The 19,554-nt window shown below is 72.0% G+C and carries 20 protein-coding genes; 14 read left to right on the forward strand and 6 right to left on the reverse strand.

Going from position 1 to position 19,554, the window contains the following annotated elements:
* Positions 1–75: 75 nt before the first annotated feature.
* Positions 76–1,218, forward strand: coding sequence for a glycosyltransferase family 4 protein (locus ACIRB4_RS08320; RefSeq protein WP_403289260.1), 1,143 nt, complete (start codon positions 76–78; stop codon positions 1,216–1,218).
* Positions 1,219–1,280: 62 nt separating this feature from the next.
* On the opposite strand, the gene ACIRB4_RS08325 is transcribed toward ACIRB4_RS08320, so the two are convergent.
* Together ACIRB4_RS08325 and ACIRB4_RS08330 are read right to left on the reverse strand one after the other, a co-directional pair.
* The gene (locus ACIRB4_RS08325; RefSeq protein ID WP_403289261.1) at positions 1,281–1,799 is read right to left on the reverse strand and encodes a hypothetical protein; all 519 of its coding nucleotides are present in this window, start codon (positions 1,797–1,799) and stop codon (positions 1,281–1,283) included.
* Between the two features lie 135 nt (positions 1,800–1,934).
* Positions 1,935–3,731 carry an AMP-dependent synthetase/ligase gene (locus ACIRB4_RS08330; protein WP_403289262.1) on the reverse strand — a complete coding sequence of 599 codons (1,797 nt, stop codon included), beginning with the start codon at positions 3,729–3,731 and terminating at the stop codon, positions 1,935–1,937.
* Positions 3,732–3,986: 255 nt separating this feature from the next.
* On the opposite strand from ACIRB4_RS08330, the gene ACIRB4_RS08335 reads away from it, so the two are divergent.
* The 6 genes from ACIRB4_RS08335 to ACIRB4_RS08360 all read left to right on the forward strand — a co-directional run bounded on the left by ACIRB4_RS08335 (position 3,987) and on the right by ACIRB4_RS08360 (position 8,900).
* Positions 3,987–4,763, forward strand: coding sequence for a metallophosphoesterase (locus ACIRB4_RS08335; RefSeq protein ID WP_403289263.1), 777 nt, complete (start codon positions 3,987–3,989; stop codon positions 4,761–4,763).
* Positions 4,764–4,851: 88 nt separating this feature from the next.
* Positions 4,852–5,295: an SRPBCC family protein gene (locus tag ACIRB4_RS08340; RefSeq protein WP_403289265.1), complete on the forward strand. Its 444-nt coding sequence runs from the start codon at positions 4,852–4,854 to the stop codon at positions 5,293–5,295.
* 85 nt (positions 5,296–5,380) lie between these two features.
* Positions 5,381–6,508, forward strand: a complete 1,128-nt coding sequence (locus tag ACIRB4_RS08345) for an ArsA family ATPase (protein WP_403289266.1) — start codon at positions 5,381–5,383, stop codon at positions 6,506–6,508.
* A 67-nt stretch (positions 6,509–6,575) separates the two neighbouring features.
* Positions 6,576–7,037 (forward strand): DUF5304 domain-containing protein, encoded by a 462-nt coding sequence (locus ACIRB4_RS08350; protein WP_403289267.1) that lies wholly within the window; start codon positions 6,576–6,578, stop codon positions 7,035–7,037.
* A gap of 66 nt (positions 7,038–7,103) precedes the next feature.
* On the forward strand, positions 7,104–8,045 hold the full coding sequence (locus tag ACIRB4_RS08355) for an ROK family glucokinase (RefSeq protein ID WP_403289268.1): 942 nt from the start codon (positions 7,104–7,106) through the stop codon (positions 8,043–8,045).
* Positions 8,046–8,156: 111 nt separating this feature from the next.
* A complete protein-coding gene (locus tag ACIRB4_RS08360; RefSeq protein WP_403289652.1) occupies positions 8,157–8,900 on the forward strand; it encodes an endonuclease/exonuclease/phosphatase family protein in 744 nt (247 codons plus the stop codon).
* A 160-nt stretch (positions 8,901–9,060) separates the two neighbouring features.
* On the opposite strand, the gene ACIRB4_RS08365 is transcribed toward ACIRB4_RS08360, so the two are convergent.
* Together ACIRB4_RS08365 and ACIRB4_RS08370 are read right to left on the reverse strand one after the other, a co-directional pair.
* The gene (locus ACIRB4_RS08365; RefSeq protein ID WP_403289270.1) at positions 9,061–9,720 is read right to left on the reverse strand and encodes a hypothetical protein; all 660 of its coding nucleotides are present in this window, start codon (positions 9,718–9,720) and stop codon (positions 9,061–9,063) included.
* A complete protein-coding gene (locus ACIRB4_RS08370; protein WP_403289271.1) occupies positions 9,713–10,495 on the reverse strand; it encodes an alpha/beta hydrolase in 783 nt (260 codons plus the stop codon). Before ACIRB4_RS08370 ends, ACIRB4_RS08365 begins: the two co-directional genes overlap by 8 nt.
* A gap of 214 nt (positions 10,496–10,709) precedes the next feature.
* On the opposite strand from ACIRB4_RS08370, the gene ACIRB4_RS08375 reads away from it, so the two are divergent.
* The 5 genes from ACIRB4_RS08375 to ACIRB4_RS08395 all read left to right on the forward strand — a co-directional run bounded on the left by ACIRB4_RS08375 (position 10,710) and on the right by ACIRB4_RS08395 (position 15,667).
* Positions 10,710–11,441 (forward strand): lysophospholipid acyltransferase family protein, encoded by a 732-nt coding sequence (locus ACIRB4_RS08375; RefSeq protein ID WP_403289653.1) that lies wholly within the window; start codon positions 10,710–10,712, stop codon positions 11,439–11,441.
* A gap of 35 nt (positions 11,442–11,476) precedes the next feature.
* Positions 11,477–12,709, forward strand: a complete 1,233-nt coding sequence (gene macS / locus ACIRB4_RS08380) for a MacS family sensor histidine kinase (RefSeq protein WP_403289272.1) — start codon at positions 11,477–11,479, stop codon at positions 12,707–12,709.
* Positions 12,710–12,717: 8 nt separating this feature from the next.
* Positions 12,718–13,428: a response regulator gene (locus tag ACIRB4_RS08385; protein ID WP_403289274.1), complete on the forward strand. Its 711-nt coding sequence runs from the start codon at positions 12,718–12,720 to the stop codon at positions 13,426–13,428.
* A gap of 102 nt (positions 13,429–13,530) precedes the next feature.
* A complete protein-coding gene (locus ACIRB4_RS08390; protein ID WP_403289275.1) occupies positions 13,531–14,559 on the forward strand; it encodes a 6-phosphofructokinase in 1,029 nt (342 codons plus the stop codon).
* A gap of 115 nt (positions 14,560–14,674) precedes the next feature.
* Positions 14,675–15,667, forward strand: a complete 993-nt coding sequence (locus ACIRB4_RS08395) for a 2-hydroxyacid dehydrogenase (RefSeq protein WP_403289276.1) — start codon at positions 14,675–14,677, stop codon at positions 15,665–15,667.
* An 11-nt stretch (positions 15,668–15,678) separates the two neighbouring features.
* On the opposite strand, the gene ACIRB4_RS08400 is transcribed toward ACIRB4_RS08395, so the two are convergent.
* Entirely contained in the window at positions 15,679–17,547 is a 1,869-nt protein-coding gene (locus ACIRB4_RS08400) for an anthranilate synthase family protein (protein WP_403289277.1), read from the reverse strand.
* A gap of 93 nt (positions 17,548–17,640) precedes the next feature.
* Positions 17,641–17,697 carry a trp operon leader peptide gene (locus ACIRB4_RS08405; RefSeq protein ID WP_078513512.1) on the reverse strand — a complete coding sequence of 19 codons (57 nt, stop codon included), beginning with the start codon at positions 17,695–17,697 and terminating at the stop codon, positions 17,641–17,643.
* A 114-nt stretch (positions 17,698–17,811) separates the two neighbouring features.
* Here ACIRB4_RS08405 and ACIRB4_RS08410 point away from each other — a divergent pair, with 114 nt between their 5' ends.
* Together ACIRB4_RS08410 and ACIRB4_RS08415 are read left to right on the forward strand one after the other, a co-directional pair.
* Positions 17,812–19,161, forward strand: a complete 1,350-nt coding sequence (locus ACIRB4_RS08410; RefSeq protein WP_403289278.1) for a class II 3-deoxy-7-phosphoheptulonate synthase — start codon at positions 17,812–17,814, stop codon at positions 19,159–19,161.
* A 138-nt stretch (positions 19,162–19,299) separates the two neighbouring features.
* A complete protein-coding gene (locus tag ACIRB4_RS08415; RefSeq protein WP_403289280.1) occupies positions 19,300–19,554 on the forward strand; it encodes a bacterioferritin-associated ferredoxin in 255 nt (84 codons plus the stop codon).

A 19,554-nucleotide genomic window follows, 5' to 3' on the forward strand; every position in this document is an offset into this window, starting at 1 on the left:
CGTCCTTGTCCTGTCGGTCCGCTGTCGCGGAGGTGGTGCCGGGCGGGGGGCGCGGCCACGGTACATTCGGCCACGATGTACAAGACCTTGATCGTAACGAACGATTTCCCGCCACGGCCCGGTGGAATCCAGGCGTTCTTGCACAACATGGCGTTGCGCCTGGATCCCGAGCGGATCGTGGTCTACGCCTCCACGTGGAAGCGCGGCCGGGAGGGGATCGAGGCGACCGCCGCGTTCGACGCGGAGCAGCCTTTCACGGTCGTCCGGGATCGCACCACCATGCTGCTGCCGACCCCTCGGGTCACCGCGCGGGCGACCGCGCTGCTGCGAGAGCACGGCTGCGAGTCCGTCTGGTTCGGGGCCGCGGCACCGCTCGGCCTGATGGCCCCCGCCCTGCGCAGGGCCGGGGCCCGGCGCCTGGTCGCGACCACGCACGGACACGAGGCGGGGTGGGCGCAGCTGCCCGGCTCGCGCGGGCTGCTGCGCCGGATCGGCGAGGGCACCGACACGATCACGTACCTCGGCGAGTACACGCGCTCGCGGATCGCCGCCGCGCTCACACCCGCGGCGGCCGGGCGGATGACACAGCTCCCGCCGGGCGTGGACGAGAAGACCTTCCACCCCGGCTCGGGCGGCGACGCGGTACGCGAGCGGCTCGGGCTGAGCGACCGGCCCGTGGTGGTCTGCGTCTCCCGGCTCGTCCCCCGCAAGGGCCAGGACACGCTGATCAGGGCCCTGCCGCAGATCCTGCGCCGGGTGCCGGACGCGGTGCTCCTGATCGTCGGAGGCGGGCCGTACGAGAACGATCTGCGGCGACTCGCGGAGCGCACCGGCGTGGCCGGATCCGTACGGTTCACGGGCGCGGTGGCGTGGGAGGAGCTGCCGGCCCACTACGGAGCCGGCGACGTCTTCGCCATGCCCTGCCGCACGCGCCGGGGCGGCCTCGACGTCGAGGGCCTCGGCATCGTCTATCTGGAGGCCTCGGCCACCGGCCTCCCGGTCGTCGCCGGCGACTCCGGCGGCGCCCCGGACGCGGTCCTCGACGGCGAGACCGGCTGGGTCGTGCGCGGCGACGCCCCGGAGGAGTCCGCGGACCGGATCGCGACGCTGCTCCTCGACCCGGAACTCCGCGCCCGCATGGGCGAACGCGGCCGCGCCTGGGTCGAGGAGCGCTGGCGCTGGGACCTGCTCGCGGAGCGGCTCGAGAAGCTGCTCTGAGCCGCCCCGCGCTCCGAGGGCGCCGCCCGCCGTGCCGCCGGACCTGCCGCTGACGGCCGGGCCTAGGCGGGCAGGTAGTCGGTCAGCGCGCAGCCGTCCACCAGGAGCTCCTCCTGCCGGTAGCCCTGCGGGATCTTGAAGTCCTTCTCGCAGGTGAAGAGCAGCGTGCCGGAGGCCTTGAGCTTCTCCGCGACACCGTTGTTCGCAGCGACGATCGCGAAGTCCTGCCCGACGAGGAAACGGCCGCCGCCGCCCTGGCCCGCCGCCTTCTTGTTCGCCTCCTGGAACTTCTCCATGTCGGTGACGGTCAGCAGGGTGAGGGTGTCGTCGCGGTCGTCGCCGCACACCGCGCGCTCGCCTATGCCCCAGGAGGGGTCCTTGGCCTCCTCGTTCATCGAGCCGTCCCCGGAGGCGGCGCGCAGGTCGCTGCACATCGTGTGCTTGCTGACGATCCGCTCGATCCCCGCCAGGTCGCCCGCCTTCGGCAGACCGGCGTCCTCTCCCCAGCTGCTGCTGCAGCCCGAGACCGTGACCGTCGCGGTCAGGGCCGCCCCCAGCACGGCGGTGCGCTTGAGCCGCATGAAACCCCTACTCCTCTTCGTGTTCGGTGTGTTCGGTGACCCGGGACGCCGCAGAGACCGCCGACACCGCCGAGACCGCGCGAACGCCCCCGGCGGCCCGCGACACGGGCCTGCCAGGGGCGTTCTGAGCGGCCGTCAGGCGCGGTAGATCGCCTCGATCTCGTCGGCGAAGTCCTTCGCCACCACGTTGCGCTTCAGCTTCAGCGACGGCGTGATGTGCCCGGCCTCCTCGGTGAACTGGGAGTTCAGGATCCTGAACTTCCGCACCGACTCCGCCTTCGACACCGCCGCGTTGCCGTCGTCCACCGCCCGCTGGACCTCCGCGAGCAGCTCCGAGTCCTCGCGAAGCGTAGCCGCCGTCGAGCCCGCCGGCTTGCCGTGCTCGGCGGCCCAGCGGCCCAGGAACTCCTCGTCCAGGGTGACCAGCGCGCCCACGAACGGCCGTCCGTCGCCCACCACCATGCACTCCGCGACCAGCGCGTGCGCCCGGATCCGGTCCTCGATGACCGCCGGGGCGACGTTCTTGCCGCCCGCCGTCACCAGGATCTCCTTCTTCCGGCCGGTGATCGCCAGATAGCCGTCCTCGTCGAGCGTGCCGATGTCACCGGTGTGGAACCAGCCGTCGGCCAGCGCCTCCGCCGTCGCCGACTCGTTGTTCCAGTAGCCCGAGAAGATGTGCTCGCCGTGCAGCAGCACCTCGCCGTCGTCGGCGATCCGCACCACCGAGCCCGGCAGCGGCTGCCCGACCGTGCCGATCTTCTGCCGGTCCCACGGGTTGAACGCGGTCGCGGCGCACGACTCCGTCAGGCCGTAGCCCTCCAGGACCGTGAAGCCGATGCCGCGGAAGAAGTGGCCGAGCCGCTCGCCCAGCGGCGCGCCGCCCGAGATGGCGAACTCGCCCCGGCCGCCGAGGACCGCGCGCAGCTTGGAGAAGACCAGCTTGTCGAAGACCTTGTGCTTGATCCGCAGGCCGAGCGACGGGCCCTGCGGTGTGCCGATGGCGCGGCTGTACGCGATCGCCGTGTGCGCGGCCTTGTCGAAGATCTTGCCCTTGCCGTCCGCCTGCGCCTTGGCGCGGGCGGAGTTGTAGACCTTCTCGAAGACCCGCGGCACACCGAGGATCAGCGTCGGCCGGAAGGCCGCCAGCTCGTCGGTGAGGTTCTTGATGTCCGGCACGCAGCCCAGCTTGATCGGCGCCATCACGGAGGCGACCTCGACCAGACGCCCGAAGACGTGGGCGGCGGGCAGGAAGAGCAGCACCGAGCACTCGCCCGTACGGAACAGGGGCTTGAGGCGCGCCACCACGTTGCCGCACTCGGCGAAGAACGCGCGGTGCGTCAGCACGCAGCCCTTCGGCCGGCCCGTGGTGCCCGAGGTGTAGACGATCGTCGCCGGGTCGTCCGCGTGCGCGGACGACATCCGCTCGTCGAGCAGTTCGTCGGAGACGTCCGCGCCGGCGGCGGTGAGCCGCGCGACCGCGTCCGCCTCGATCTGCCACACGCCCTTGAGGCCGGGCAGGCTGTCGCGTACCGACTCCACCGACTCCTCGTGGGCCGCGGACTCCACCAGGACCAGCGAGGCGCCCGAGTCGCCGAGGATCCACTGGATCTGCTCCGGCGAGCTGGTCTCGTACACCGGCACGGTCACCGCGCCCGCGCTCCAGATCGCGAAGTCCAGGAGCACCCATTCGTAACGGGTACGGGACAGCAGGGCCACCCGGTCGCCCGGCTCGACACCGGCGGCGATCAGACCCTTCGCGGCACCGCGCACCTCGGCGAGGAACTGCCGGGCGGTGACGTCCGTCCAGACGCCGGCGACCTTGCGCCCCATCACGGCGACATCTGGGTGCTGGGACGCGTTGCGGCGGATGAGATCGGTCAGATTGCCGTCCGTGGGGACCTCGTACAGGGCCGGAAGGCTGAACTCGCGCAAGACTGCTGCTCCTCATCGGGCGCCGGCGCCACGGCTCTGTGTGATGCACCGGTGAAGTCCAAGATCGGGCAGGTGCTCAGTGGGGGTGAGCACGACTGGACTGCCCGGACGTTACCCATCAGTACTGGGTTCCCGATAGGGGGTTCAGGCCAGATGTTCCGTGCGTCACACATGCGTGGCGGTGCTTCGCGCACAGTAGTCCACACCTTCCCGGACTCGGAAGTAACCGCAGGTCCGACGCCATAAGGTGGGTCCATGCCACGCACGAGAGTCCATGTGGTCAGTGATGTGCACGGGAACACCGGTGCCCTCGCCAAGGCGGGGGAGGGGGCGGACGCCCTGATATGCCTCGGCGACCTGGTGCTCTTCCTCGACTACGCCGACCACAGTCGCGGGATCTTCCCCGACCTCTTCGGTGTCGACAACGCCGACCTGATCGTGGAGCTGCGCACCGCCCGCCGCTTCGACGAGGCCCGTGAACTGGGACGACGGCTCTGGTCCGAGCTCGCGGTCGACCGGGAGACGGCCATCGAGTCCGCGGTCCGCCGCCAGTACGCGGAGATGTTCGCCGCCTTCCCGACCCCGACCTACGCCACCTACGGCAACGTCGACATCCCGCGCCTGTGGCCCGAGTACGCGCGCCCGGGAACGACCGTCCTGGACGGTGAGCGGATCGAGCTCGGCGGCCTGGTCTTCGGCTTCGTCGGCGGCGGCCTGCGCACCCCGATGCGCACCCCGTACGAGATCTCCGACGAGGAGTACGCGGCGAAGGTCGAGGCCCTCGGCGACGTCGACGTCCTCTGCAGCCACATCCCGCCCGACGTGCCGGAGCTGACCTACGACACGGTGGCCCGGCGCTTCGAACGGGGCAGCCGCGCCCTCCTCGACGCCGTCCGCCGCACCCGCCCGCGCTACGCCCTCTTCGGCCACGTCCACCAGCCGCTGGCCCGGCGGATGCGGGTCGGCGCGACGGAATGCGTCAACGTCGGCCACTTCGCCGCCACCGGCAGGCCATGGGCGCTGGAGTGGTGAGAGTCCGGTACCGGCGGCGCGATAGCCTTCGGTCGGCACGTTCGTGCCGTTGACTTCCGCCGGACCGCACAGTGGAGGAGCCACCGCGATGGCCGAACACACCAGCTCGAGCATCACCATCGAGGCGGCACCGGCCGACGTCATGGGTGTGATCGCCGACTTCGCCCGCTACCCCGAGTGGACGGGCGAGGTGAAGGAGGCCGAGGTCCTGGAGAGGGACGCGGCCGGCCGCGCGGAGAAGGTCCGGCTGCTGCTCGACGCGGGCGCGATCAAGGACGACCACACCCTGGCGTACACCTGGACCGGCGACGACGAGGTCTCCTGGACGCTGGTCAAGTCCCAGATGCTGCGTGCCCTGGACGGCTCCTACCGGCTGGCGCCGGCGGCCGGGGGCAAGCACACCGAGGTGACGTACCAGCTGACGGTCGACGTCAAGATCCCGATGCTCGGCATGATCAAGCGCAAGGCGGAGAAGGTCATCATCGACCGCGCGCTCGCGGGCCTGAAGAAGCGCGTGGAGTCGGGCGCGTAAGCCCGCGACCTCCTCGCCCCCCGTCGCCGGCCCCGATGGGCCGGGTGGGCAGCGCCCGCGACGGCGGGCGGTAACGTTCCGCCGCATGAGGATCATCCTGGTCACCGGGCCCGGCGGCGCCGGACGCACCACCGTCGCCTCGGCGACCGCCCTCGCCGAGGCCAAGGCCGGACGCCGGGTCCTGCTGGTGTCGGCGGAGGCTGACGCCCTCCTGAGCGAGGGCCTCCGCATCCTCCGGCCCGACCCCGCCGCCGACTTCCGCCGCGAGTTCCTCGACCTCCAGGCCCGCTCCGCCACCGCCCTCGACCTCTTCGGCGCCGCCCCCCTGGAGGACGCCGAGCTGACCGAGCTGCCCGGCAGCCGGGAGTTCGCCCTCCTGCGCGCCCTGCGCGACGCCGCCGCCGGCGACCGGGACCTGGTCGTCGTCGACATGCCGCCGCTCCTCGACGCCCTCGCCGTCCTCGCCCTGCCCGAGCAGCTCCGCCGCTATCTGCGCCGACTGCTGCCGGCCGAGCGCCAGGCCGCCCGCGCGCTGCGCCCCATGCTCGCCCAGCTCGCCGGCGTCCCCATGCCCGCCCAGTGGCTGTACGAGACCACCGCCCGCTGGGAGGCCGAGCTCGCCGCCGTCCAGGCCGTGGTCGACGCCCCGGACACCACCGTCCGCCTCGTCGTCGAACCGGGCCCCGCCGCCCTCGACGCGCTGCGCACCGCCCGGCTCGGGCTCGCGCTCCACGGCCTCGCCCTCGACACGGTCGTCGCCAACCGACTCCTCCCGGCCGACTCCCCGGACCCCTGGTTCGCCGCGCTGACCGCCCAGCAGCACCAGCACCTGGACCGGCTGCGTACCGCGTACGACGGAGCGGTGCACGCCCTGCCGCACCTCGGCCGGGACCTGCGCGGCCCCGAGGACCTCGCCCTCCTCGCCGTCGACGAGAGACCCGCACCGGCCCCCGCGCCCGAGTGGACCGTCGAGGACCGCAGGGACGAGGACGGCATCCTCGTCTGGCACCTTCCCCTGCCCGGCGCCGTCAAGGACGAGCTTTCCCTGGTCCGCCGCGGCGACGAACTCCTCCTCACCGTCGGACCGTTCCGCCGCAACGTCCCGCTGCCGCCCGTCCTGCGCCGCTGCACCGTCTCCGGCGCCGGCCTCGTCGACGGCGATCTCAGGCTCCGCTTCACCCCCGACCCCGGGCTCTGGCCGAAGACGTCGTGACGAAGACGTCGTAACGGAGGCCGCGACGCCGTGTACCGTCGACGGTAGAAGCCCTAAGGAGTACGCCATGAGCGATTCGGACGCCTGGGCCAAGGCGTGCGCCGAGGACCTGGAGGCCGAGAAGGCCCGCCGCCGCGCGGCCGCCGGAGCCGAGCCCGGATCGGCCGCGGAGGAGTTCCGCAAGCTCTTCGACGCGGTCGCCGACAAGGTCTCCTCGCTGCGGGGCCCGCTGACCGGAACGGCCGCCCAGGGAGCCGTACAGCAGACCGTGCAGCAGCTCGTCATCCAGGCGAAGGCCGCCGTCGAGCCCGTCATCGAACGGAACCCGCAGGTCTTCGACCACCTCGCGGCGGCGGGCAGCGAACTGCTCGCCGCGTACCGTTCGGCGGTCGAGGGCCACGAGACCCGCTGGACGCGCGACGAGACCCGCCCGGAACGCGACGACCCGCGCACCGCGCCGCCCGCCGACCGCCCCGACGATCCTCGTGACGAAGGCCCCGGAACCGGACAGCACATCGATCTCGACTGACCGGGAGGGTCGCCCCCCTCGGGTACGGTTGGCCATAGCGGGGCTCGACCGAAAACTGAGGGACACATGGGACTCACCATCGGCGTCGACATCGGCGGCACGAAGATCGCGGCCGGCGTGGTCGACGAGGAGGGCAACATCCTCGACACGCACAAGGTGCCCACCCCGCCGACCCCCGAAGGCATCGTCGACGCGATCTGCGCCGCGGTGTCCGAGGCCGGCAAGGGCCACCAGATCGAGGCCGTCGGCATCGGCGCCGCCGGCTACGTCGACGACAAGCGCGCCACCGTCCTCTTCGCGCCCAACATCGACTGGCGGCACGAGCCGCTGAAGGACAAGGTCGAGCAGCGGGTCGGCCTCCCGGTCGTCGTCGAGAACGACGCGAACGCGGCCGCCTGGGGCGAGTACCGCTTCGGCGCGGGACAGGGCCACGAGGACGTCATCTGCATCACCCTCGGCACCGGTCTCGGCGGCGGCATCATCATCGGCAACAAGCTGCGCCGCGGACGCTTCGGCGTGGCGGCGGAGTTCGGGCACATCCGGGTCGTCCCCGACGGCCTGCTGTGCGGCTGCGGCAGCCAGGGCTGCTGGGAGCAGTACGCCTCCGGGCGCGCCCTCGTCCGGTACGCCAAGCAGCGCGCCAACGCCACCCCGGAGAACGCCGCGATCCTGCTGGGGCTCGGCGACGGCACCCCGGAGGGCATCCAGGGCAAGCACGTCAGCGCCGCCGCGCGGCAGGGTTGCCCGGTGGCCGTGGACTCCTTCCGTGAGCTGGCCCGCTGGGCGGGCGCCGGGCTCGCGGACCTGGCGTCGCTGTTCGACCCGTCGGCGTTCATCGTGGGCGGTGGCGTCTCGGACGAGGGCGAGCTGGTGCTCGACCCGATCCGCAAGTCCTTCCGGCGCTGGCTGATCGGCGGCCGGTACCGTCCGCACGCGCAGGTCCTCGCGGCCCAGCTGGGCGGCAAGGCAGGACTCGTCGGAGCCGCCGACCTGGCCCGCCAGGGCTGACACCGGCCCTGACGCGCCGGACACATCCCGGTCCGCCACGACTCCGCCCGCCGCGCCCTCCGGGGCACGGCGGGCGGTTGTCGTATGTTGCAGGACATGGTGTTGCAGGACATGGCGATCAGTGAGCTGCCCAACTCCCGCACCGAGGCGGACGGTTCGGCCGTCGTCCGGGTGCTGAGCTACAACGTCCGCTCCCAGCGGGACGACGAGGACGCCCTCGCCCGGGTGATCCGGGCCTGCGCCCCGGACCTCGTCTTCGTCCAGGAGGCGCCGCGGTTCTTCCGCTGGCGCAAGCACGCCGCCCGGCTCGCCGCCAAGAGCGAGCTCTATGTGCTGACCGGTGGCGCCACCGCCGCAGGACCGCTGCTGATGTGCTCGCTGCGCGCCACCGTGGAGCGCACCGAGGACGTGCTGCTGCCGCTCACCCCGGGCCTGCACCGCCGCGGCTTCGCGACGGCGGTCGTACGGTTCGCGCGGGCCAGGGTCGGGCTGATCAGCTGCCATCTGAGCCTGCGGGAGTCCGAGCGGTACGCGCAGTCGGGGATGCTCCTGGAACAGGTCGCGGCCATGGACGCGCCCCACACGATCGTCGCCGGGGACCTCAACGAGCGCCCGGACGGGCGGAGTTTCACGCGCCTGGCGAAGGAGCTGCGGGACGGCTGGGCGGTCAGCCCCTGGGGCGGCGAGTACACCTCGACGCCGGCCGACCCGCACCAGCGCATCGACGCGATCCTCGCGACCCCGGGCGTGGAGTTCCTCGGCTGCGGCGTCCCGACGAACCTCCCGGAGGCCGACCTCCGAGCGGCGACGGACCACCTGCCCGTCCTCGCGGCGGTCAGAATCCCGGCGAGCTGACCCGGCCCGGGCGGAACCTGTCACGCCACGGCGCCTGCGGCCCGGGGCCTTGTCACGCCAGGCGCTTCCGGCGGGGCGGCGGAACCTGTCACGCCACGGCGCCTCCGGCGGGGCGGCGGAACCTGTCACGCCACCGCGCCCGTGGCCCGGGCGGACCCCGTCACACCACCGCGCCCCGGCCCGGGTCGTCGTGGCCGTCCTCGTCGTCGTCGTGCTCCATCCGGGCCACCAGCGTCGCGAAGCCGCCCAGGAAGCCGCCCACGCACAGCGTCGTCAGCCACCACGTCATGTCCCACTGGAACAGCACCGCCACCAGCATCAGCACCGGGCCGCCCACCACGCCCAGCCACGCGAACTTCGTCGTCGTGTCCGCCTCCGGCAGCGGAGGCGGCTCCGGGGGCACGAAGTGGCCCTCGTCGTCGTCCTCGCCGGACCTGCCCGCCCCGCCGCCCGCCCCGCCGTCCGAGCGGCCCTGCGGCGGCTCCTCGTCCGGATCGGCGAGCTGGTAGTCGCGCGGGCCGCCGCCCACGCTCACCCCGGGCGCGAAGACGATCGAGCTGCCGAGGGCCGGCTTCTCCGGATCGCCGTCCTCGCCGTCCTCGCCGTCGCTGTCGTCCTCATCGTCGTCGTCGCCGTCGTCGCCGTCGTCGGTGTTCCCGTCCTCCACGGGCTCGGGAAGCGCCAAGTCCTCCACCGATCTGAACGGTCTCGACCCCGGAGGGTCCGCCGGCTCCTCGCCGTACCCGGCGACGATCGCCGCCCAGGCGGCCTCCTCGTCGATGGGCTGCGGCTCGCGCTCCCCGTCCTGCTGCTCAGCCACCGCTCCTGCTCCCCTTCTCCCCGACCGCGTCCGGAGCGAGCCGGCCGATGAACGCCCAGCTCTCCTCGAAGATCCGCTCCGCGTCGTGGTCCAACGTCGCCACGTGGTAGCTCTGTTCCAGCAGGATCTCCGTCACGTCCGTCGACGAGACCCGGCTGAGGATGCGCGCCGAGTCCGCCGGCGGGACCACATGGTCCTGCGGGCTGTGCAACAGCACCAGCGGCTGGGTGACCTGCGGCAGCTCGGCGTCCACCGTACGGAAGAACCGCCGCAGCGAGTGAGCCGCGTGCAACGGCACCTTGTCGTACCCGATCTCGACCACGCCCTCCTTGGCGATGTCGCTGGCGATGCCGTTCGTCGTACGGACGAAGTGGCGGACCACCGGCAGCGCGTGCGCCGCCACCCCGTGCACCTTGTTGCCGGGGTTGACCAGGACGAGGCCGCGCACCGCGTCCCCGTGCCTCGCCGCGAGCCGCAGCGCCAGCGCCCCGCCCATGGACAGACCGAAGACGAAGACCCGCTCGCACCGCGCGAGCAGCTCCCGCAGCGCCCGGTCGACCTCCGCGTACCAGTCCTGCCAGGTCGTGAGCTGCATGTCCTCCCAGCGGGTGCCGTGCCCGGGCAGCAGGGGCAGCGACACCGTCAGTCCGCGCTCGGCGAGGTACTCGGCCCAGGGGCGCAGCGACTGCGGGGAGCCGGTGAAGCCGTGACAGAGAAGGACGCCGACCTCTCCGCCCTCATGGCGGTACGGCTCGGCTCCGGGAAGGACCGGCACCGGGGTCTCCTGTTCGTGGGTTCGGCTTCGGGATTCGACGAAGCGACGACAAAGAGGGAAGGACCTTCACCGTACGCGACCGGACCGACACCGACCAGGTCCGTATCCACGAACGTGCCCCGCCGCGGGCCGCTCCGGCGCGGGAGTGCGGGACAAGGCGGGATAAGGTCTTTCCGACGGCACACGGAAGGTACTCGAGTTGATCTACGGCGCAATGAAGTTCTCCATCGGAGGGTCGCTGAAGCTCGCCTTCAGGCCGTGGGTGGAGGGCCTCGAGAACATTCCCGCCGAGGGGCCGGCGATCCTCGCGAGCAACCATCTGTCGTTCTCGGACTCCTTCTTCCTGCCCGCCGTACTCGACCGCAAGGTCACCTTCATCGCCAAAGCCGAGTACTTCACCTCGCCCGGAGTGAAGGGCAAGCTCACCGCCGCCTTCTTCAAGGGCGTCGGCCAGCTCCCGGTGGACCGCTCCGGAGCGCGCGGCGCCGGCGAGGCGGCGATCAAGGCCGGTATCGAGGTCATCGAGAAGGGCGGACTCTTCGGGATCTACCCCGAGGGCACCCGCTCCCCCGACGGCCGGCTCTACCGCGGCAAGCCGGGCGGCCTCGCGCGCGTGGCGCTCGCCACCGGCGCGCCCGTGATCCCGGTCGCCATGATCGACACGGAGAAGATCCAGCCCCCCGGCAAGGTCGTCCCCAAGCTGATGCGCCCGGGGATCCGGATCGGCAAGCCGCTGGACTTCAGCCGCTACCAGGGCATGGAGGGGGACCGCTTCATCCTCCGCTCGGTGACCGACGAGGTCATGTACGAGATCATGAAGCTCTCCGGCCAGGAGTACGTCGACATCTACGCGACGGCCGCCAAGCGCCAGATCGCCGAGGCGGAGAAGGCCGCCAAGGAGGCCGTCAAGGCCGAGATCGCGGCACGGGAAGAGTCCGGCGCCTGACCCCTGCGGGGGAGGAGCGCCCGGGGGTGGGGGAGATGGCCAAGCGCGAGCGTGTCGTGCGGATGTCGGTCGAGCAGCCGCTGTGGCGCGCGCTCACGGCGTACCGCGTCCTGACGATGATCTACGCGGTCCTGCTCTTCGCCTTCTCCCGGGACCGCTACGAACGGCCGTGGGTGGCCGTCGCCTTCCTCGCCGTCCTGTGCGTCTGGAACCTTGCCACCCTCCCCAAGGTGGCCAACGCGGCCAGCTGCACCAAGCGCTTCCTGGTCGCCGACCTCACGGTCGCGCTCACCGGCATCCTGCTGACCCCGCTGGCCGACGCGCAGGCCCGGACCGTCGACGGCCCCACGCTGCCGTCGATATGGACGGCCGGGGCCGTCCTGGCGTACGCGATCAAGGGCGGCTGGCGCTGGGCCGGCTTCGCCTCCTCGCTGGTGGCCGTCGCCAACCTCGTCGAGCGTGGCCACCCGAGCCGCGACACCCTGCACAACGTGCTTCTGGTGTGGGTGGCCTCCATCGCCATCGGGTACGTCGTCGAGGTCGCCCGCGCCTCGGAGCGCACCCTCGCCCGCGCCCTGGAGATCGAGGCCGCGACCCGCGAACGGGAGCGGCTGGCCCGGGACATCCACGACAGCGTGCTCCAGGTCCTCGCGATGGTGCAGCGGCGGGGCACCGCGCTCGGCGGCGAGGCCGCCGAGCTGGGCCGGATGGCGGGGGAGCAGGAGGTCGCCCTGCGCACCCTGGTGGCCGGCGGGATGACCCGGCCGTCCCTGGTCTCCGAGGACGAGTCCGAGGGGGCGGTGGTCCGGTTCGTCGACGAGCCGGACGACCTCGACCGCCCCGACGGCGCGGCGGACTCCCCGGTCGATCTGCGGACGCTGCTCGCCCCGCGCGCCGGAGCGCGGGTCACGCTCTCCGACCCGGGCGCCCCGGTCCTGCTTCCGCCGGCCGCGGCCCGCGAACTGGCCGCCGCTGTCGGTGCCGCCCTGGACAATGTCCGGGTGCACGCGGGCGCGGGCGCGCGGGCGTGGATCCTGGTCGAGGACTGGCCGGACGAGGTGATCGTGACGGTGCGGGACGACGGTCCCGGCATCCCGGAGGGGCGGCTCGCGCAGGCCGAGGGCGAGGGCCGGATGGGCGTCGCCCTGTCCATCCGGGGGAGACTGCGGGATCTGGGCGGCACGGCCGAGCTGATCTCGGTCCCCGGCCAGGGCACGGAAGTCGAGTTGAAGGTCCCGCGGGAGCGCGGGACGCACGGGGGAAGGTGAACGGACACATGAGCGAAGAGCAGGCGGCAGCGCAGGTGGAAGAGCGGCGGACGGCCGGACCGATCAGGGTGATGGTCGTGGACGACCATCCGATGTGGCGGGACGCGGTCGCCCGCGACCTCGCCGAGGCGGGCCTGGACGTGGTCGCAACGGCCGGCGACGGCGAGCAGGCGGTGCGCCGCGCCAAGGCGGTGGGCCCGGACGTCCTCGTCCTCGACCTCAACCTCCCGGCGAAGCCCGGCGTACAGGTCTGCAAGGAGCTGGTCGGCGCCGACCCCCAGCTGAGGGTCCTGGTCCTCTCCGCGAGCGGCGAGCACGCCGACGTCCTGGAGGCGGTCAAGTCCGGGGCCACCGGCTATCTCCTCAAGTCCGCCAGCACGGCCGAGCTGATCGACGCGGTGCGCCGTACGGCCGTCGGCGACCCGGTCTTCACCCCCGGCCTCGCGGGCCTGGTCCTCGGCGAGTACCGCCGCCTCGCCTCCGAACCGGCCACGGCCGCCGGGGCCGACGAGCCGAAGGCCCCGCAGCTGACCGAGCGCGAGACCGAGGTCCTGCGCCTCGTCGCCAAGGGGCTGAGCTACAAGCAGATCGCCGAGCGCCTGGTCATCTCGCACCGCACCGTGCAGAACCACGTGCAGAACACCCTCGGCAAGCTCCAGCTGCACAACCGGGTGGAGCTCGTCCGGTACGCCATCGAGCGCGGCCTGGACGACGCCTGACGAGGATCCGCGCGCATTTCACCCGCCACGCCGTGTCGGAGTGACCCACGTCACCATTAGCGTGGGCCCCGCATCCCGTCCGCCACGGCGAAGGAGACCTCCATGCGCGTCGGCGTACTGACCGGGGGAGGCGACTGCCCCGGTCTCAACGCGGTCATCCGCGCCATCGTCCGCAAAGGCGTCCAGGAGTACGGCTACGACTTCACCGGCTTCCGCGACGGCTGGCGCGGACCGCTGGAGGGCCACACCGTCCCGCTCGACATCCCCGCCGTCCGCGGCATCCTGCCGCGCGGCGGGACCATCCTCGGCTCCTCGCGCACCAACCCGCTGACGGTGGAGAACGGCATCCGCCGCATCAAGGAGAACCTCGCCAAGTCCGAGGTCGACGCGTTGATCGCGATCGGCGGCGAGGACACCCTCGGCGTCGCCGCCCGGCTGGTCGACGAGTACGGCGTCCCCTGCGTCGGCGTGCCCAAGACCATCGACAACGACCTCTCCGCCACCGACTACACCTTCGGCTTCGACACCGCGGTCGGTATCGCCACCGAGGCCATCGACCGTCTCCACACCACCGCCGAGTCCCATATGCGGGTCCTGGTGGTGGAGGTGATGGGACGGCACGCCGGCTGGATCGCCCTCCACTCCGGCCTGGCCGGCGGCGCCAACGTCATCCTCATCCCCGAGCAGCGTTTCGACCTCGACCAGGTCTGCGCCTGGGTCACCTCGCGCTTCAAGGCCACGTACGCCCCGATAGTGGTCGTCGCCGAGGGGGCGATGCCCCGGGACGGGGACATGGTCCTCAAGGACGGGACGCTCGACTCGTACGGGCACGTCCGGCTCTCGGGTGTGGGGGAGTGGCTCGCCAAGGAGATCGAGCGGCGGACCGGCAAGGAGGCCAGGACCACCGTCCTCGGCCATGTGCAGCGGGGCGGCACGCCGAGCGCCTTCGACCGCTGGCTCGCCACCCGGTTCGGGCTGCACGCCATCGACGCGGTGCGCGACGGCGACTTCGGAAAGATGGTCGCCCTGCGCGGCACCGACATCGTCCGCGTCCCGATCGCACAGGCCACGGCCCGCCTCAAGACGGTCGACCCGGCGCTCTACGCGGAGGTGGGGGTCTTCTTCGGCTGAGACGCCACGGGCTGAGGCTTTCCTCCGGTCGGGAGGGATGGAACGCGACGCGCCTCCGGGAGTCGTATATTCGCCGGGTACGAGACAAATCCGGCAGAACCCCCGGAGGGGCTCCGTGGAGATCCTGGCGTTCGGTGTGCAGGCGGACGAGAAGCCGCTGCTCGAGAAGGCCTTCCACGGCCACCACGACATCCGCTGTCTGGACGTCTTCCTCACCGAGGACACCGCCCCCATCGCGGCCGGCCATCCGATCGTGTCCTCCAGCGTCAACGCCGACCTCGGCGCCCGCGTCCTGCGCATCCTCGCCGACGGCGGGACGAGGATGATCGCCCAGCGCTCCACCGGCTTCAACAACATCGACCTCGACGTCGCCGAGCGGCTCGGGCTCACGGTCGCCCGGGTGTCGTCCTACTCCCCCTACTCCGTCGCCGAGTTCGCCTGGACGCTGGCCATGGCGGTCAACCGGCGGATCGTCCGCGCCTCGAACCGGACCCGCGACTTCGACTTCCGGCTCGACGGCCTCATGGGGCGCGACCTGCGCGGCCGTACGGTCGGCGTCCTCGGCACCGGCAAGATCGGCCAGGCGTTCACCCGGATCGCCCACGGCTTCGGCATGAACCTGCTCGGCTGGGACGTCGCCCCCAACCCGGCCTGCGCCGAACTCGGCATGGAGTACGTCGAGAAGGAACAGCTCCTCGCCGAGTCCGACCTGATCAGCCTGCACGTACCGCTGCTCCCGGCCACCCGGCACCTCATCGACGCCGCCGCCCTCAGGACGATGAAGGACGACGCCATCCTGGTGAACACCAGCCGCGGCGGCCTGGTCGACACCGAGGCCCTGGTCGCCGAGCTCCGCGCGGGCCGCTTCACCGGTGTCGGCCTCGACGTGTACGAGGCGGAGGCCGGGCTCTTCTTCCTCGACAAGTCCCTGGAGGTGGTTGAGGACGACACCCTGGCCCGTCTGGTGACCTTCCCCAACGTCGTGGTCACCTCCCACCAGGCCTACTACACGGCCGACGCGGTCGGACAGATCATCGACACCACCCTCCAGAACGTCCTCGACCACCTCGCGGGCCGACGCGGCGAGAACGTCCTGGTCCCGGCCTGATCGGCAAGACGTCAGACCAGCACGCCGGCCAGCAGTGATGCGGTCAGCGCCGCGCCCTCCATCGTCAGCACCGACTCGGGGTGGAACTGGACCCCCGCGAAGCCCGGCCCGCGCAGCGCGTGGACCTCGCCCGACCCGGCGTCCCGGCTCACCTCGATCCGGTGCAGGGCCAGTTCGGTGGCGGTCCGGTCGTCGCAGCGGGCCGTGAAGCTGTTGTAGAAGCCGACCGTCCGCTCCTGTCCGAAGAGGTCGATCCGCATCTGCGCCCCCTGGAAGGGGACCCGCTTGCGGACGATCTCCAGACCCAGTTCGGCCGCGATCAGCTCGTGGCCCAGGCAGACCCCCAGCAGGCCCTGGCGGTGGTTCCGTACCAGCTCGGCGGTCAGCCCGCGCAGGAACCGCATCTTCGGATCGGCCGCGTCCCCCGGATCGCCCGGCCCCGGGCCGAGGACCACCGGGCCGTCGTGGGCGAGCGCCAGCTCCCGCAGCCCCGGCTCGTCGTAACGGATCACCGAGACCTCCAGACCGGAGGAGCGCAGCAGATGCGCGAGCATGGCGGTGAAGGTGTCCTCGGCGTCGATCACCAGCGCGTGGCCGCTCAGCTCGGCCGACCGGACCTGCATCTTCAGCCAGAACGGCGCCAGGTCGGCCCGCCGCGCGTCCAGCGCCGCCCGCACCCGCGGGTCGTCCGCCAGCCGCGCCGCCCGTGGCGACTCGTCGCGCGGCCGCCCTTCCCGTACCCCCAGGGCGGCGAGCACGCCCGCCGCCTTCGCGTGGGTCTCGGCGACCTCCCCCGCCGGGTCGGAGTGCCGCACCAGCGTCGCGCCGACCGGTACGCGCAGCCGTCCGCCGGCGGAGATGTCGGCGGTACGGATGAGGATGGGGGAGTCCAGCGTCTGGGCGCCGTTCTCGTCCTGCCCGAGCAGGGCCAGCGCGCCCGCGTAGTAACCCCGGCCCCCCGCCTCGTGCCGCTCGATGACCCGGCAGGCGTTCTGCACCGGCGAGCCGGTGACGGTCGCCGCGAACATGGTCTCCCGCAGCACCTCCCGTACGTCCAGGGACGAACGGCCGCGCAGCTCGTACTCCGTATGGGCGAGATGGGCCATCTCCTTGAGCCGCGGCCCGATCACCACCCCGCCCATGTCGCCGACCGTGCACATCATCTTCAGCTCCTCGTCGACCACCATGGAGAGCTCCTCGGTCTCCTTGCGGTCGGCGAGGAAGGCCAGCAGATCCTCGGCGGTCGGTGCGGCGCCGGACGGGTAGCGGTAGGTCCCGCTGATCGGATTCATCACGACCGTCCCGCCGGACATCCGCACATGCGCCTCCGGACTCGCCCCCACCAGCGTCCGGTCCCCGGTGTGGACGACGAAGGTCCAGTACGCGCCCCGCTCACCGGCGAGCAGCCGCCGGAACAGGGCCAGCGCGTCGGCGCGCCCGAACCCCGGGATCTCCCCGGTGTAGGTGCGCCGGATGACGAAGTTGGCGCCCTCGCCGGAGCCGATCTCCTCGTCGATCACCCGCCGAACGGTCTCGGCGTACGCACCGTCGGACACGTCGAAGCCGCCGTCCTCCACCCGCACCTCGTGCGCCGGAAGCTGTGCGAGCGCGTCGGCGAGCGGCAGCTCGTACGCCTCCTCGGCGACCAGCACGGAGAGCGGGGTGCCGTCGTCGCGGACCTCGAAACCGCGTTCGCGGATCTGCCGGAACGGCACCAGGGCGAGGGTGGGCAGCGCGCCGACGGGCAGCTCGGCGAGGCGCTCGGCCTCACGGACGGCGCCGGTCAGCACCTCGACGGTGTCGTGGTCCCGGCCCGGGGTCCGGCGGCGCAGCAGCGCGAACGGGGGGCTGGAGGCGTCCAGGAGACGGGAGAGGTCCATCGTGCGTTCCTTCCGTGGAGCGGAGGAGGAACGGCCCGGGAAACAGAGGAAGGCCGCCCCTCGGGCGGCCTTCGCGTGTTCGGGTACGCGCAGTCAGTGGGCCGCCGGATGAGCGGTCCACCACCAGTTCTGGGTCGTCTGCGCGAACATGTCGGCGATCGTAGCCCATCGCCCCCGCCGCGTCCGTCTGTCGTGTCCGTCTCATCCGTCTCACCCAGCGGTCACTGGCTTGGACGTCGCTTTTCGCCACGTACTGTTGGTTGCGTGACCGTGAACGCTGAATCCCACGCCGTCGCCAAGGCGACCTGGCGAGACCTGCCCGCGGCGCAGCAGCCCGAGTACCCCGATGCCGAGGCTCTGCGCGATGTGATCGCGGACCTCGAGTCGTATCCTCCGCTCGTCTTCGCGGGCGAGTGCGACCAGCTGCGCGCCCGGATGGGAGCCGTCGCCCGTGGCGAGGCGTTCCTGCTCCAGGGCGGCGACTGCGCCGAGGCCTTCGACGCCGTTTCCGCCGAGCACATCAGGGCCAAGCTCAAGACGCTGCTCCAGATGAGCGCCGTCCTGACGTACGCGGCCTCCGTGCCCGTCGTCAAGGTCGGCCGCATCGCCGGGCAGTACTCCAAGCCCCGCTCGAAGGGGACCGAGACCCGCGACGGCGTGACGCTGCCGACCTACCGCGGCGACTCGGTCAACGGCTTCGACTTCAACGAGAAGGCCCGCGTTCCGGACCCCGAGCGCCTGAAGCGGATGTACAACGCGTCCGCGTCCACGCTCAACCTGGTGCGCGCCTTCACCACCGGCGGCTACGCCGACCTGCGCCAGGTGCACGCCTGGAACCAGGACTTCGTGAAGTCGTCCCCCTCGGGCCAGCGCTACGAACAGCTGGCGCGCGAGATCGACAACGCCCTGAACTTCATGAAGGCCTGTGGCACCGACCCGGCCGAGTTCCGCGCGGTCGAGTTCTACGCCTCCCACGAGGCGCTGCTCCTCGACTACGAGGGCGCCCTCACCCGTACCGACTCGCGGACCGGGAAGCTGTACGACACCTCCGGCCACATGGTCTGGATCGGTGAGCGCACCCGCCAGCTCGACCACGCCCACGTCGAGTTCGCCTCGCAGATCGCGAACCCGATCGGGATCAAGCTGGGCCCGACGACCTCGGTCGACGACGCGCTGACGTACATCGACCGCCTGGACCCGGAGCGCGAGCCGGGCCGGCTGACCTTCATCGTCCGGATGGGCGCCGACAAGGTCCGGGACAAGCTCCCGGAGCTGGTCGAGAAGGTGACCGGCTCCGGCGCGACCGTCGCCTGGGTCACCGACCCGATGCACGGCAACACCTTCGAGGCCGCCTCCGGCCACAAGACCCGCCGCTTCGACGACGTGCTCGACGAGGTCAAGGGCTTCTTCGAGGTCCACAAGGCGCTGGGCACCCACCCGGGCGGCATCCACGTCGAGCTCACCGGTGACGACGTCACCGAGTGCGTGGGCGGCGGCGACGAGATCTTCGTCGACGACCTGCACCAGCGCTACGAGACGGCCTGCGACCCCCGGCTGAACCGCAGCCAGTCGCTCGACCTGGCGTTCCTGGTGGCGGAGCTCTACCGCGACTAGCGGTCGCGATCAGTAGGTGCGTTCCTACGACGGTGGGGCGCGGATCCATGTGATCCGCGCCCCACAGTCGTTGACAGGGCTTTTACGCGCCAGAAGCGCCGGGTAAGGTTAGGTTATCCTTATCGATCTCGGCGGGAGGTGAACCGCGTGTACGTCTGCTCATGCTTCGGTGTCACGGAGAAGCAGGTCAAGGAGCACGCGGACGCGGGTGCCTGCACGCCTCGCCAGATCGCCTCCGCCTGCAAGGCCGGAACCGACTGCGGCTCCTGCGTGCGGCGGATCCAGGCCATCCTCGGGCGCGGCAACTGCCCTCGACGGGAGCTCCTGGACCAGGGCATGCCTGCCCTGGCGACGGACCTCCCGGTTCCCGACGGGCTCTCTGAGGCCGCCTAG

The sequence above is a fragment of the Streptomyces sp. NPDC093600 genome (assembly GCF_044764755.1).
Taxonomy (GTDB): domain Bacteria; phylum Actinomycetota; class Actinomycetes; order Streptomycetales; family Streptomycetaceae; genus Streptomyces.